The following is a 16,500-nucleotide window of genomic DNA, read 5'->3' on the forward strand; positions in this document are numbered from 1 at the left end:
GTTTGACATCTCGATTTCTCCCGACTGTCTGCCACACGTCTCCGGGCGATTTATCCAGCCTCTCCGACGCAGCGGTTTCGCCGAATATACGGTCACGTTGCTCGATCTGTCCAGAACGAATACGCGACTTTTCATAGCCCTACCTACCTGGGCAAACTGGCATGGCTTACCGGGTGACGCCAGCAGTGGCGACACCCGATACGCACGGTTTCAGGAATGAGGTTCAGGCCAAACAAACCCCCGAATCCGGCACGACTTCACGCATTCTCAAGTCAGTCAGGTCACCCGATTTCCGTCGCGAGTCGCGCGAGCACCAGATCGGTCAACGCGCGCGGCGTCGGACACTCGTACAGCACGTCCGCCGCCAGATCCAGGCCGGTAAATCCGCCAAGGTGGCTGCGCAGCTCGAGCGCGGTCACCGACGACAGGCCCAGATCGAGGAACTCCTCGTCGACGCCGATCTCGGCGGCGGAGTCGTGTCCCAGCACCGCCGCCGCCAGCGTGCGAACGCCGCCCAGCACGGCGGCGTCCCAGCGGTCGCGGGGCAGCGTCGTCAACGTCACCCGCAGCTCGGCCCGCCCCGCGCCGTCAGGCACGGATTCGCCCGCACCGGCGTGCGGCTCGGGTACGGCTGCGGGCTCGGCCTCCGGTGGGGGCCCCGGGGCCTGTGGATCATGTCGCGGAGGCGCTGGATCCACCGGGCCTCCCGACGCGGACCCGGACCCGGGTGCGGGTGCGGGTGCGGGAACCGGGTCGGGAACGGCAACGAGGGCCGGCGCGGGCGCGGGCGGGGCTGCGACGAGCCGTACGGCCGGGTCGCCGGCCGCCATGGCCTCCCACACGCCGAGCACCGCGGACCGGGGATCGAGTTCGGGATCCACCGCCACGGCGACCGAGGCCCGGCCCCGCGCGACGTCCTCCTCCGATCGCGGGTCCACCCGGCGTCCCATCGACACGATTGCGACCAGCGGCGCGGTCACGTCCGCGAGTTCGGTGCCGGCGCGGACGACCGCCGCCGTGAGGGACGGCGGCTCCGCGACGTCCGTGACCCTGACCGCGCCGGGTGGGCAGGGCGTGTCCCCGGCCACCAGGCAGCGGGCGCCGCCCCGCAGCACCGCGGCCACCAGGGCCCCGGTCAGCTCGTCCGTGGGACCGGCGACCAGCACGTCCCCGTGCGGCTGCCACCGGTCGGCGGTCCGCGCCGTCTCGTACTCACGCACGAACACGCCGTCCGGTCGGATCCGCGTGTCCCGGTGCCCGGCGGCGACCACCGCGCAGAGCCGGGCCCGGGCCCGGCCGTCGACCTCCAGCGGCAGGGCCACCACGTGGTCGCCATCGCCACCGGCCCCACCCTGGGTGAGGGTCCAGCACGGTACGCCGGGCCCGGCGACCGGCTCGGCACCGGGGAGCGCGACCACCAGGTCCGGCGGCTCGACACCACCCACCCGTACGCGGGCTCCGTGCCTCGTCAGGGCGCCGGCGACCGCGTCGGCCAGGTCCTCACCGCCGGCAGGTGGGGCGACCAGCAGCACGTCCCGGGCCAGGACCACGGGTGGACCGTCCGGCACTCGACGCCAGCTCGCCCGCTGCCGGACCGGGGGCACCACCCCGGACCGCAGCCGGCTCAGGGCGGAGAGGACCTGGGCCGGCGTCGCGTCGCCACTCAGATCCAGTCGCCTGAGCGCGGTCGCGACGTCGCCACCGTCGACCGCCGACCAGAACGGATCGGTCGCGGCCATCATCGCGGTGGCGGACAGCGGGCCGGTCGCGGACGCCATCGCCGTGGCGGACAGTGGGCCGGTCGCGGCCACCGTGGGGATCGCGGCGGCCTCGGGCCAGTAACGGCGGCTACGGAACGGGTACCTCGGCAGCGGCACCCGACGCGCCGCGCGTCCCGCGTGGACGGCCGGCCAGTCGACGTGCACGCCATGCGTGTGCAGGGCGCCGAGCGCCTCGGTGACGGCGCGCACGTCCGGGCGGTCCCGCCGCAGCAGCGCCACCGGGCGTACCGGCGCGTCCGGAAGACACGCCTCGGCGGCCGGCGCGAGTACCGCGTCCGGCCCGACCTCGGCGAAGGCGGTGACGCCCTGTTCCCGGGCCTCCCGCACGGCGTCGGCGAAGCGGACCGGCCCGCGCAGCTGGTCGACCCAGTACGCGGGCCCACCCATCTTCTCGTCGGTCCGCACGGTGGAGACGATCGGAATCCGCGGCAGCTCGAACCGCAGGGTCTCGGCGACCGCGCGGAACCCGGCGAGCACCGGATCGACCCGGTGCGAGTGGAACGCGACACCGACCCGCAGGCGACGGCTACGGTGACCCCGGGCGGAGAGCTCGTCGGCCACCGTCAGCACGGCGTCCTCGTCGCCGGAGAGCACCACCGCCCGCGGCCCGTTCACGGCGGCGATCGACACCCCGTCCCGGTCGGCCAGGAGCGGGAGGACCTCCTCCTCGGCGGCCCGCACCGACACCATCGCCCCGCCGGGGGGCAGAGCGCCCAGGGCGTGGCCGCGCGCGGCCACGAGCGTGGCCGCGTCGGCGAGGGACAGCATCCCGCAGACGCAGGCCGCGGAGAGCTCGCCGATCGAGTGGCCGATCAGGACATCGGGGGCCACGCCCCACGACGACAGGAGCCTGAACTGGGCCACCTGGACGGCGAAGATCGCCGGCTGGGTGTACTCGGTGCGGTCGAGCAGCTCCGTGCGCCCGAACACCACCTCCCGCAGCGGGGTGTCGAGCGAGAAGTGCGCGCACACCTCGTCGAAGGCGTCGGCGAACGCCGGGAACGCCTCGTACAGGCCCCGACCCATCCCGGGAAGCTGACTGCCCTGACCGGCGAAGAGCAGCGCCAGCCGCTGCCGGCCGGCGGTCGCCCGCAGGGCGCCGGGTGCCGGGCGACCGGCGGCCAACGCCGCCAGGCCCGCGCGCAGCGTCTCCCCGTCGGCGCCGGTGACCATCGCCCGGTGTCGGTGGGCGGCCCGGGTGGTGGCCAGGGAGCAGGCCACGGTGGCCGGGTCGGTGGCCCGGTCCAGCTCCAGCAGGCGGGTCGCCTGCGCGCTGAGGGCCGCCTCGGAGCGCGCCGACAGCAGCCACGGCACCCCGTCCAGGGGCGGTCGCCCCGGCCCGCTGTCCACGGCCGGCGGCGCCTGCTCGATCACCACATGGACGTTCGTGCCGCTGATGCCGAACGACGACACCCCCATGCGCCGCGGTCCCGGACGCTCCGGCCACGGCTGCGCCGAGGAGAGCAGGGCCACGTCGCCCTGGGCCCAGTCCACGTGCGGCGTCGGCTCGTCGACGTGCAGGCTGCGCGGCAGCAGCCCGTTCCTGATCGCCAGCACCGACTTGATGACGCCGGCGATGCCGGCCGCCGCCTGGAGGTGACCCAGGTTGGACTTGAGCGACCCCAGCCAGAGCGGCCCCGGCCGGTCCCGGCCGTAGACGGCCAGCACGGCCTGCGCCTCGATGGGGTCGCCGAGCGCGGTGCCCGTGCCGTGTGCCTCGACGGCGTCCACGTCGGCCGGGCGCAGCCCACCGGCGGCCAGCGCCGCGCGGATCACCTGCTCCTGCGCCCGACCGTTCGGGGCGGTGAGCCCGTTGCTCGCCCCGTCGGCGTTCACGGCGCTGCCGCGCAGGACGGCGAGCACCCGGTGGCCGTGCGCACGGGCGCGCGACAGCCGTTCCACGAGCACCACCCCGACGCCCTCGCCCAGCGCCGTACCGTCGGCCGCCGCGGCGAAGGGCTTGCACCGGCCGTCGGCGGCGAGCCCGCGTTGCCGGCTGAACTCGACGAACACCGCCGGTGTGGCGAGCACCGTCACCCCGCCGGCGAACGCGAGGTCGCACTCCCCCGCCCGGATCGCCTGCGCGGCGAGGTGGAGCGCGGTCAGGGACGACGAACAGGCCGTGTCGACGGTGATCGTCGGGCCCTCCAGCCCAAACGTGTACGCCACCCGCCCGGAGAGCACGCCGCCACCCACCCCGGGCGCGAGGAAGCCCTCGGCGGACGCGCCCTCCAGCAGCCGCGCGTAGTCCTGGAACATCGCGCCCAGGAACACCCCGGTCGGGCTGCCCCGCAGCGTGGTGGGATCGATGCCGGCGTCCTCGCAGGTCTCCCAGACCGTCTCCAGCAGCAGCCGCTGCTGCGGGTCCATCGCCACGGCCTCGCGCGGTGACACCCCGAAGAAGGCGGCGTCGAACGCGGCGACGTCGGCGAGGAAGCCGCCGTGCCGGGTGTAGGAGGTGCCGGCCGCGTCGGGATCGGGGTCGTACAGGCGATCCAGCGGCCAACCCCGGTCCCCGGGGAACGGGCCGATGCCCGCACGCTCGGCGACGAGCAGCTCCCACAGGTCTTCCGGGGTGCGGATCCCCCCGGGAAGCCGGCAGCCGATCCCCACGAGCACCACCGGGTCGTCCGGGTCCGACGTTCCGCCCCGGGCCGACGCCGGGGCCACCGCCCCGGTCCCCGCGAGCCGGTCGTCCAGGTGACGCGCCAGCGCGGTGGGCGTGGGGTGGTCGAACACCAGGGTGGCCGGGAGCCGCAGCCCAGTGGCGGTGGCGAGCCGGTTGCGCAACTGGACCGCGCTGAGCGACCCGAACCCCGCGTCCCGGAACACCCGGTCCGGATCGATCAGGTCCGACGACGCGTACCCGAGCACCGCAGCCGCATGGCCGACGACCAGGTCGAGCAGTATCCGCTGCCGATCGGCCGGGACCCGGCCCGCGAGTTGGCCGGCGAGTTCGGAATCGGTGCCCGGTCCGCCCCGGGTGGCCGCCCGGCGGGCCGGCGCACCCGCGATGCCGGCCAGGGGCGCGGGCACGGCCGACCCCTGGGCCCGCAGGGCGGCGAGGTCGAGCCGGATCGGCGCGAGCACCGGATCGGGCGAGGTCAGGGCGGCGTCCAGGGCGGCCAGCGCGTCCTCGCTCGGCAGCGGTGGGAAGCCGGAACGGTCGAACCGGGCCCGGTCGGCACCGTCCGTCATCCCGCTCCCGGCGGCCCAGAGCCCCCACGCGAGCGAAATGCCGGGCAGCCCCTGGGCGTGGCGGAGCCGGGCCAGCGCGTCCAGCCCGGCGTTGGCCGCCGCGTAGTTGGCCTGCCCGAGACCACCGAGCACGCCGGCCGCCGAGGAGAAGAGGACCAGCCGCGCCCCGGGCAGCAGCTCGTGCAGGTGCCACGCGGCGTCGAGCTTCGGCCGCAGCACCCGGGCGAGGCGCTCGGGGGTCAGGTCGGTCACCAGGGCGTCGTCGAGCACCCCGGCGGCGTGCAGCACCGTGCTGAAGCCGCCCGCGTCGACCAGCCGCGCCACCGCGGCCCTGTCGGCCACGTCGCACGCCACGACCTCGACCCGGGCGCCGAGGCCGGTCAGCTCCTCGGCGAGCTCGGCCGCGCCCGGAGCCCGTGGCCCGCGCCGGCTGGCCAGGACGAGGTCCCGCACGCCGAGGGCCCGCACCACGTGCCGGGCGACGAGCCGGCCCAGCGTCCCCGACGCCCCGGTCACCAGGGTCCGGCCGAGATCGCCCGGCGTGCCCGTGACCGGGGCGACCCGGACCAGTCGCGGCACGGTCGCCCGGCCGGCGCCGAGCGCGACCTGCGGCTCGCCGGCCGCCAGCGCGGCGGGGACCAGGGTGAGCGTGGCGGCGTCGCCATCCGCCAGGTCCAGCAGCATGAAGCGGTCGGGGTGCTCGATCTGCGCGGACCGCACCAGACCCGCCACCGCCGCCTCCGCCACGTCGTCGAGCACCCGGCGGGTCACCACGACCAGCGTCGACGCCGTGCTGCGTTCGTCGCCCAACCACTCCCGCACCAGGGCGAGCGCGCGCGTCACGGCGTCCGTCGGCTCGCCGGACGGGGCCGGGACCAGCACGAACGGCGCGACGTCGGCCGTGGGCCGGCGGCCGAGCAGCGCCGCGAGGTCCGGGTCCGCGACCGCGTACTCCGCCGCCTCGTCGGGCAGCGGCCGGGGCACCCGGAGCGGGCGCAGCAGGTCACCACGGTCCGGCCGGCCCAGCGCGCCCTCCGGCAGCGGGCTCAGGGTCAGCGCGTCCACCGACGCGACAGGCGCCCCGGCCGGGTCGGCGAGTTCCACCCGGACGGCGTCGGGGCCGGCGGCGCGGAGGGTCACCCGGACGGCGTCCGCGCCGACCGCGTGCACCCGCAGGCCCGTCCACTCGAACGGCAACGAGGGGCGGTCCTGCGCCCCGGTGAGGAACCCACCGAGCGCCACGGGGTGCAGGCAGGCGTCGAGCAGCGCCGGATGGACGCGGAAGCCACCGGGCTCGACGCCGGGGAGCACGACCTCGGCGAAGAGTTCGCCGTCCCGGCCCCGCCACATCGCCCGGACCCCCCGGAAGGTGGGCCCGTACCGGAGGCCGACACCGTCCAGCCGCGCGTACAGCTCCTCGACGTCGAGCGGCTCCGCGCCGGGCGGCGGCCAGGCGACGTCCGCCTGCGGGGGCGGGTCGCCGCCGGGCATCAGGACGGCGCTGGCGTACGAGGTCCAATGACCCCCTGCCGTCCGGGCGTACAGCGTGAGCCGGCGTGACCCGTCCTCGCCCGGCCCGGTGACGTCGATCCGCAGTCGGAGATCGGCGTCACCGGGAAGCACGATCGGCGTGAGCAGGGTGAGCTGGTCGACCAGCGCGCAGCCGACCTCCTCACCGGCCCTCGCCGCGATCTCCGCCACCGCCGCGCCGGGGAGCACGACGTGCCCCTCCACCACGTGGTGTGCCAGCCACGGCGCGCCGGCCACGGAGAGCCGCCCGGTCAGCACGAGCCCGTCGGCTCCGGGCAGGGCGGCGCGGAGGAAGGGGTGCTCGACGGCGTCGAGGCCGACGGCGGTCGCGGCACCGCCGCCGGTGGCCGGCGGCAACCAGTACGACTCGGTGACGAAGGCGGTGGTGGGAAGCTCGACGAGACGCGCGCCCGGCCACACCACCGACCAGTCCGGGCGTACGCCCCGGACGTGCAGGTGCGCCAGCGAGTTCAGCAACTGCTCCGGACCGCCCTCGTCCCGGCGCAACGTGTGCACGACGGCGACGTCGGCGCCCAGGGCGTCGACGGTCTCCTGCGCGCCCGGGGTGACCACCGGATGCGGGCTGACCTCCAGCAGGGTGGTGCAGCCGCGGTGGACCAGCGCGGTCACCGCCTCGTCGAAGCGCACCGACTCGCGCAGGTTGCGGTACCAGTAGTCCGCGTCGAACGCGTCGTCGCGGTCGATCCACCGGCCCTCCACGGAGGAGAAGAAGGGCACCTCGGGGGCGCGCGGGAGCACCGGGGCGAGCGCCTCCAGCACCTCGGCGCGGACGGCCTCCACGTGTGGGCTGTGCGAGGCGTAGTCCACGTCCACCCGCCGGGCCCGCACCTCGTCGGCCTCGCAGGCGGCGAGGAGTTCGTCGAGCGCGTCGGTGTCACCGGAGACGACCACCGACGTGGCGCCGTTGACCGCGGCCACCGCCAGCCGCCCGTCCCACCGGCGCAGCCGGTCCCGAACCTCGTCGGCGGGGAGCGCGACCGACATCATGCCGCCCAGGCCGGTGATCGCCACCAGGGCCCGGCTGCGCAGCGCCACGACCCGCGCGGCGTCCGCGACGGTCAGGGCTCCGGCCACGCACGCGGCGGCGATCTCGCCCTGGCTGTGGCCGACGACCGCGGCTGGTCGGACCCCGACCGACCGCCACACGTCCGCCAGGGCCACCATCACCGCGAAGAGGACGGGCTGGACCACGTCGATCCGGTCGAGGCCGGGGGCGCCGCGCAGCACGGCCGTCAGCTCCACGTCGACGTACGGGGCCAACGCGGCCTCGCACTCGGCGATCCGCTCCCGGAACACCGCGTTGGTGTCCAGCAGGCGCACCGCCATGTCCCGCCACTGGGACCCCTGTCCGGGGAAGAGGAAGGCCACGCCACCCGACGGCCCGGTGCCGCCCTCCACCACCGTGGGCGACGGCCGGCCGGCGGCCAGCTCGGCCAGCCCGGCCAGGAGCGCGGGCCGGTCCGCGCCGCAGACGACCGCCCGGTACTCGTGCGCGGCGCGCGTGGTGGCCAGCGAGAACGCCACGTCGCCCGGATCCGGGTCGGGTCGGTCGGTCAGGTACCCGGCCAGCGCGGCGGCCTGGGCGCGCAGGCCGGCGGACGACCGGCCGGAGACCGTCCAGGCCCACGGCCACGAGGTGTCGCGCGCCGCCGCCCCGCCCCCGGCGGCCGGCTCGGCGCCCGGGATCGGGTCCTCGACCTGGGCGGGCGGCTCCTCCAGCACCACGTGCGCGTTCGTGCCGCTGACGCCGAACGAGGACACGGCCGCCCTTCGGGGCGCGTCCCCGACCGGCCACGGGACGTCGGCGGCGAGCAACTGCACCGCCCCCGCCGACCAGTCCACGTGCGGGGTCGGCGCGTCCAGGTGCACCGTCCGGGGCAGTACGCCGTGGCGCATCGCCATGACCATCTTGATGATCCCGGCGACGCCCGCGGCGGCCTGCGTGTGCCCCAGGTTCGACTTGACGGAACCGAGGCGCAGCGGGCTCGTCCGGTCCCCGCCGTAGACGGCAAGCACGGCCTGCGCCTCCACCGGGTCACCGAGTGGGGTGCCGGTGCCGTGCGCCTCCACCGCGTCGACCTGCGCGGGGGTGAGCCCCGCGTCCACCAGGGCCTCCCGGATCACCCGCTGCTGGGCGGGGCCGTTGGGCGCGGTCAGCCCGTTGCTCGCGCCATCGGAGTTGACCGCGGTGCCCCGCACGACCGCGAGCACCCGCCGACCGGCGGCCAGCGCGGCCGAGAGGCGCTCCACGACGAGCACCCCCACCCCCTCCGACCAGGCCGTGCCGTCGGCCGCCGCCGCGAACGGCTTGCACCGGCCGTCCGGGGCCAGCCCGCGTTGCCTGCTGAACTCGACGAAGGCGTCCGGGGCGGCCATCACCGTCGCGCCGCCGACCAGGGCCAGCTCGCACTCGCCCCGGCGCAGCGCGCGGACGGCGAGGTGGAGCGCGACCAGCGACGAGGAGCAGGCGGTGTCCACCGTGACGGCGGGGCCACGCAGGCCGAGCTGGTACGACACCCGCCCGGAGACGACGCTGCCCGCGCCCTGCGAGCCCGGGTAGTCGTGGTGCATCACCCCGGTGAACACCCCGGTACGGGTCTCGCGCAGCGCGGTCGGGTCCAGGCCGGCGCGTTCCACCGCCTCCCACGAGGCCCGCAGGACGAGCCGCTGCTGCGGGTCGGTGAAGAGGGCCTCCCTGGGGGAGATGCCGAAGAAACCGGCGTCGAAGTCCCCCGCGTCGTGCAGGAAGCCGCCCGCCCGGACGGTGCTGGTGCCGGGATGGTCGGGGTCCGGGTGGTAGAGCGCGTCCAGGTCCCAGCCACGGTTTCCGGGGAACGGGGTGATCCCGTCCCGGCCCTCCGCGACCAGGTCCCACAGCTCGTCCGGTGATCCGACACCGCCGGGGTAGCGGCACGCCATGCCGACGATCGCGACCGGCTCGGCGGCTCGTTCCTCGACCTCGCGCAGCCGGCGGCGCGTCGACTGCAACTCCGCCGTGACCCGCCGCAGGTACTCCCGCAGCTTCTCCTCGTTGCTCATCGGATTCGCTCCTCCAGCTCCGGAAGCGGGCCGCCGAGTTCGGCGTCGATCAGGGCGAACACCTCGTCGTCTGTGGCGGTGTCGAAGGCCGCCACCGGTCCGGTCGCGGCGCCCGGTGTCAGTTCGGCGAGCAGGCCGCGGACCCGGCGTGCCGCACGGTCGCGCGCCTGGTCGTCCGTGGCGGCCCCGGCCAGCGCGGCGGCGATCCGGTCGAAGGCGGCGAAGAGCCCGGGGAGATCACTGGCCGAGGCCTCGCCGGAGAAGCGTTCGTCCAGGTGGGCGGTCAGGTCGGCCGGGGTGGGGTGGTCGAAGACCAGCGTCGCCTCCAACGGCAGGCCGAGCGCGGCACCGAGCCGGTTGCGGAACTCCACCGAACTCAGCGAGTCGAAGCCGAGTTCCTGGAACGACCGGTCCGACTCGATCGCGGCGGGGCCGGAGTAGCCGAGCACCGCGGCCGCCGCACCGCGGACCAGCGTGGACAGCCGGGCCCGCCGCTCGTCCGGGTCGAGCCGGGCGAGGCCGTCACCACCGAGGAGCCGACCGCCCTGGTCGGCTGCACCGACCGGCGCGGCCCGTTGGAGGCCCCGCAGCAGGTGCGGGACGACGGCGGCCCGGCCCGGACTCAACCGGACCGGGACGACGCCCGCATTCGGGCCGGCGAGGGCGGCGTCGAACAGGCGTAGCGCCGCGTCGACCGGGAGCAGGTCGATGCCGCCGCGTTCCAGCCGGTGGCGGTCGACCGTCATGCCCTCCGTGATGGCCCACGGGCCCCAGGCCAGGGAGACGGCCCGCCCGCCAACCGCGACGCGATGCCGGGCGAGCGCGTCGAGGTACGCGTTGGCCGCCGCGTAGTTCGCCTGGCCCGGCCCGCCGAACACGCCCGCGGCGGAGGAGAAGAGCACCAGTTCGGCGTCGGGGAGCAGATCGGCGAGGTTCGCCGCGCCGTCCACCTTCGGGCGGAACACGGCGTCGAGCCGCTCCGCGTCGAGCGCGGTGATCACCCCGTCGTCGAGCACACCCGCGGCGTGCAGCACCATCGTGACCGACCGGCCCGCCAGCGTCGCCGCGAGCCTGGCGCGGTCGGCGACGTCGCAGGCGGCGACCTCGACCCGGGCGTCCAGCCCGGACAGGTCGGCCAGGTCGGCGCTGACCCGGCCGCTGCGGCTGACCAGCAGGAGATCCCGGACCCCGTACCGCTCGACCAGGTGGCGGACGACCGGCCCGGCGAGGGCGCCGCTGCCGCCGGTGACGAGGACGGTGCCGGGGATGCGCCGCTCGGGCGCCGCCACGGTCGGCGTACGCACCAACCGGGCGGCGAGTATCCGGCCGCCGCGCACCGACAGCTGGGGCTCGTCGGACGCCAACGCGCGGGGCAGCGATCCGATGTCGTCGGTGTCGACGAGCGTGAACCGGCCCGGGTGTTCGGACTGCGCGGAGCGCACCAGGCCCCAGGCCGCGGCCGTGGCGGGGTCCGGGTCGGCGGTGACGAAGACCAGTCGGGCGGCGGCGAACCGGTCGTCGGCCAGCCACTGCCGTACCCGGTCGAGGGCCTGCCGGGTGAGCGTGTGCGCGGCGTCGGCCGTCGCCCCGCCGGGGCCGACCGGAAGAACGACCACCGGCGGCACCTCGCACAGCTCGGGCAGGCTCTCCGCCCGGGTCACCCGCACCCCGCACGCGCGCAGCGCGGCGTCGACGCCGGCCGGGTCGGCGCCGACGACCGCGTAGTGCGGGTCCGGGTCCGGGTCGGGGACGTCGACCGGCACCCAGTCGACGCGGTAGAGGGGGTCGGCGGGTGCCCCGGCCGGGCGCAGCGCGACCGAGTCGACCGACGCCACCGGCGCTCCGGACGCGTCGACGAGCCGCACCGCGACCGTGTCGGGCCGGATCCGGGTCACCTGGGCCCGGGCGGCCGTCACGCCGGGGGTGTGCACCCGCACGCCGGACCACGCGAACGGCAGGTACGCGCGATCGCCGGGGAGGAACCCGCCGACCGCCACCGCGTGCAGGGCGGCGTCGAGCAGCACCGGGTGCAGCAGGTACGGCCCCGCGTCCCCGCCGGGCACCACCACGTCGGCCCAGACCGTGTCGGCGGCCCGCCAGGCGCGGCGCAGGCCCTGGAAGGCGGGGCCGTACCCGATCGACTGGTAGAGGTCGGCGACGTCGACCTCCTCGGCGTCGGCGGGGAGCGGCACCGTGGCGACGGACGCCGGCCCCGGGGGGCTGGCACCCGCCGCCACGTCGTCTCGGGCTGGGGCGAGGGCTCCCGTCACGTGCCGGGTCCACGGGCCGTCGGTGGGCCGGGCGTGCAGCTCGAAGCTCCGCTCCCCGGTCGCGCCGGGCGGCCGTACGGTGAACCGGAGGTCGGCGTCGCCGAAGGGCAGCGGGGTCTCGGTCACCAGCTCGGTCAACCGGGGGCAGCCGAGCCGGGTTCCCGCGTGGAGAGCCAGCTCGACGAGGAACGTTCCGGGGACGAGCGCGACGCCGTCGATGGTGTGGTCGGCCAGCCACGGCTGGTCCGCCGGTGACGTCCTCGCCGTGAGGACGTCACCGTCCGGCAGTTCGACGAGTTCGGCCCTCGCCCGGGTGGCCCGTGGGCCGGCGTCCACCCAGTGGCGGTCCCGAGCGAACGGGTAGCCGGGCAGCGAGAGCCGACGCGGACGTGCGGGCGACGGGATCGTGACCTCGGCGCCCGTCACCCAGGCACGGGCGAGCGCGGGCAGGTCGTCGCCGGCTGCCGGGGCGGGGGGCCGCTGTCGTCTCCCCCGGTGGCAGCCGACGCCGGTGCGCAGGGCCTCGACGAACTCGGCGGTGGACGTGGCGACGACGGCGAGGCGCTCGTCGAGATGGTCGCGCCCGTCCCAGAGGGTGAACGCGAGCGCCGCCGGGTCCCCGGCCGGGACGGCCGCGCCGATCCGGGCCGCCAGGTCGGTCAGGGTGCTCTCCCCGTCGATCGGCGGCCGGACGTCGAAGGTCTCCTCCACGCGGTGGCCCAGCTCCACCAGCTTCGGGTAGTCCAGCCCCAGCTCCGCCAGGGGCTCGTCCGGGTCGACCGGAAAGCCCACGACCCCGGTCAGGATCGCCGCGAGGATGGCGGGGACGTCCCCGCCGGGCCGCTCCAGACGCGCCAGCAGCCCCGCCACCAGTTCGTCGAGCCGGGTGCCGTCCTTGGCGGAGAGGACGAAGAGCCGGGGCTCGACCGGCTCGGGCTCCGGCACCGCCACACGATGCTCGGCGAGGACGACGTGCGCGTTCGCGCCGCCCGCGCCGAAGGAACTGATCGCGGCGGCCCGTGGGGCGCCACCGCACGAGGCCCAGGGCTCCGTGCTCCGCTGCACGCGGAACCGTGACCTGGCCCAGTCCACGGTGGGGTTGAGCGGCTCGGCGTGCAGGGACGGCACCAGTTCCCGGTGGCGCAGTTGCAGCACGACCTTGGTGACCGCGGCGATCCCCGCCGCCGATTCGAGGTGGCCGATGTTCGACTTGATCGAACCGAGCGGCCACGGGCCACGACCGGCACCGACACGGTCGAAGGCCTGTTCCAGCGCGGCGACCTCGATCGGGTCGCCGAGGCTGGTGCCGGTGCCGTGCGCCTCGACGTAGCCGATCTCCGCCGGGTCCACGGCGGACCGGGCCAGCGACTCCGCGACGAGCGCGGCCTGCGACGCCGGGTTGGGCACGGAGAAGCCCGCGGTACGGCCGCCGTGGTTCAGGGCGGTGCCCCGAACGACCGCGTGCACGTGGTCGCCGTCGCGCAGCGCGTCCCGCAGCGGTCGCAGCAGCACCACCCCGACGCCCTCACCGGGGACGTAGCCGTCCCCGCCGGTGCCGAAGGCGCGGCACCGGCCGTCGGTGGAGAGGAAGGACGACTGACTCAACAGCAGGTACTTGTTGGGGTGGACGGCGAGGTTGACCCCGCCGGCCAGGGCCGCCTCGCACTCCCCGCGCCGGATCGCGTCGACGGCGAGGTGGATCGTCGTCAGCGACGACGAGCACATCGAGTCCAGCGCGATGCTCGGCCCCCGAAGGTCGAGGAAGAACGAGACCCGGTTGGCGATGGACGCGCTGAACGAGGAGGGCACCAGGCCCGGTTCGTCGCGGACTCCGTGGAGTTGGTACTGGTTGTACATCACCCCGGCGAACACCCCCACGGCCCGCCCCCGCCAGGCCGAGGGCGCGTGCCCGGCCTCCTCGAACGCGTGCCACGCCTCCTGGAGGAAGAGCCGCTCCTGCGGATCCAGCACCGCGGCCTCGTTCGGCGAGATGTGGAAGAAGGAGGCGTCGAACTCGTCGACCCCGTCGACGAAACCGCCCCACCTGCCGTACGACCGCCCGGGGACGCCCTTGCTCTCGGCGTGGATCGCACGGTGGTCCCACCGGTCCGCGGGGACCTCGGTGACGCAGTCGCGGCCGGCGCGCAGGTTGGCCCAGAACTCGTCCAGGTCACGGGCCATCGGATAGCGGCCGCTGATGCCCACGATGGCGACCGCGTCGTCGACGTCGGCCGACGCGGGCCCCGGGACGGCGGCGGTGGCCACGGCTGCGTTCCCGGCGGCGGTGCTTTCGGCGGCGGCACCCCCAACGGCGGCGGTGGCCTGCACGAACTGGGCGGTGATCATGGCCGGGTCGCCGACGAGGGCCACCACGTGCGACCGGCCGCTCCCCACCGAGCGCAGCAGGATCTCCACCGCCGTCGGGGTGTCCATGGCCCGCAGCCCCATCCGCCGCAGGCCGGCGGTGTCGACCGGCATGCCTCCGTCGGCCCACGCCGGCCAGGCCACCGACACGACGTCCGGCTTGCCCTCGGCGAAGCCGTCCAGGTAGGCGTTGGCGCAGGAGTAGTCGGCCTGACCGGGGTTGCCCCACACCGCGGCCGTGGACGAGCAGAGCACCAGGAAGTCCATGTCGAGGTGGCTGGTGGCGTCGTGAAGATGACGCGCTCCGGCTGTCTTGGGCGCCAGCACCGCCCGGACGTCCTCGGGGGCCTTGCCCACGATCAGCCCGTCGCGCAGAACACCGGCGGCGTGCACGACGCCGTGCAGCGCGCCGAACGTGTCCACGGCGGTGTCGACCGCACGGCGTACCTCGTCGCCCCGGGTCACGTCCGCGACCACCGTGACGACCTCGGCGCCGAGGCCGGTCAGTTCAGCGGTCACCGCCGGGTCGGCGGCCGTCCGGCCGCAGAGCACCAGCCGCGCCGCGACCGTCCGCGCCAGGTTCCGGGCCAGAGCCAGGCCCACCCCGCCCAGACCCCCCGTGATCAGGTACACGCCGCGGTGCCGCAGCCGAGCCGGCCGGTCCGGCGCCGGCATCGGCGAGAAGACCCGGACCTGGCGTTCGCCGGCCGCGTACCGGACGTCCACGTCGGGCACGCCGGCGGCCAGCTCCGCCAGCGCGTCGGCCCGCCGTGGCGACCGCACCACGGCCGCTCGGGCGTTCGGCTGCTCGCGGACGAGGGTCCGGAACAGGCCGGCCACGGCCGCGACCGGCGCGTCGACCGGAAGGTGGCACACCAGCCGGAGCGGTCCCCTTCCCGCCCGGAGCACTGCGGCGGCGAACCCGGTCAGGGCGACGGCCTCACGGTCGAGGTCCTGCGGGTCGGCCGGGAGCCAGAGCACGTCCCGGGCGTCGTTCGCGGCCAGCAGCGCCGGCCAGGATCTCGGCGTGGCCGCGTCGACGGTCAGCACGGACGCCGGCGGCGGGACGGAGGGCAGCGGCGTCGTCCGCCAGGTCGGCTCGAACCACACCACCTCCGCCGGCACGTCGGCCGGAGCCTCGGTCGACCCGTCGGCAGCCGCTCCGCTCGACACCGGCCGCCCGCCGCCCACCGGCTCGTACGCCCCGAGGTGCCCGACCAGCGCGGCGAACGTGTTGTGCTCGAAGAGCAGCGTCGGCGAGAAGTCGGTGCCGTAGACCCGTTCGAGGTCCCCGGCGACGCCGAGCAGCGCCCCGGAGTCGAGGCCCAGCTCGTAGAAGCCGGCCTCCTCGTCGAACTCCGCGCTGCCGAGGCGCTCGGCGACCAGCCCACGCACGATGCCGGACGCGGAACGCGGCGGTCGCGGCGGCGCACCCCGCAACCGGGTGATGGCGGCCTCGTCCCGGACCCGTTTGGAGGTCAGGCCACGCAGCCACAGGACAGTGCCGCCGTCCGGTTCGTGGAAGCTGATGTCGCAGGTGGTGAGGTCGCCGTCCGGGCCGGCGGGGCGGGGCGGCGTGGTGTGCACCAGGTTCCGCCCCCCGATCGGCCCCCGGGCCCGGAACGACTCGATCAGCATCGGGATGTACGGCCGGGCCGCCGCGCCGACCACACCGGTGGCGAACTGCGTCGGCAACAGCGTCGACGAGTCCAGCGCGGCCGGGTGCAGGTGGAAGTAGTCGGCGTACCCGGCGGCCTGCGGAGCCAGCGACAGGTCCGCCAGCAGCTCCCCCGCGCCGACGTGCAGGATGCCCCGGGCCCGCATGAAGTCCCCGTGTTCGATGCCGGTGGCCCGGACCGTCGCGTACAGCTCCGCCATGTCCACCGTGCGGTTCGCCCGCGCCCGGACCCCGGCCAGGTCGATGACGTGCGCCGGGAAGGGCAGATCCAGGTGGAGCTGGCAGTCCAGGACCGGCTCGGCGACCCCCGACGGCCGGCGGGTGCCGGTGACCGAGACCAGGTGGTGCCCGCCGGACGCGGTGAAGCGCAGGGTCAGCGTGGTGTCGAAGTCCACCCCGGCCGCGACCGGCGTACGGAACAGCACCCGGCGCAGCTCGGCGCGGGCGGTGTCGACGCCCCGTGCGCGCAGGATCCGGTAGATCATGTCGAGGAACGACACGCCGGGCAGGATGCGCGTGCCGTACACGCGGTGGTCGCGCAGCACCGGATCGGTTCCGCGCACCAGCACTGTGCAGGTCAGTCCGTCCAACGCGTCCATCTGTTCCCTCCCGGCAGGCA

Annotated in this window: 1 protein-coding gene and 1 pseudogene; both read right to left on the reverse strand. The window is 75.9% G+C overall.

Going from position 1 to position 16,500, the window contains the following annotated elements; translation table 11 throughout:
- Positions 1 to 281: 281 nt before the first annotated feature.
- Positions 282 to 9,530 (reverse strand): annotated as a pseudogene (locus GVV04_RS32735) (SDR family NAD(P)-dependent oxidoreductase); the annotation flags it as partial.
- Positions 9,531 to 9,565: 35 nt separating this feature from the next.
- Positions 9,566 to 16,480 (reverse strand): SDR family NAD(P)-dependent oxidoreductase, encoded by a 6,915-nt coding sequence (locus tag GVV04_RS33820; RefSeq protein ID WP_161684320.1) that lies wholly within the window; start codon positions 16,478 to 16,480, stop codon positions 9,566 to 9,568.
- Positions 16,481 to 16,500 lie beyond the last annotated feature (20 nt).

Source organism: Micromonospora rubida, from assembly GCF_009908295.1.
Lineage (GTDB): Bacteria > Actinomycetota > Actinomycetes > Mycobacteriales > Micromonosporaceae > Micromonospora > Micromonospora rubida.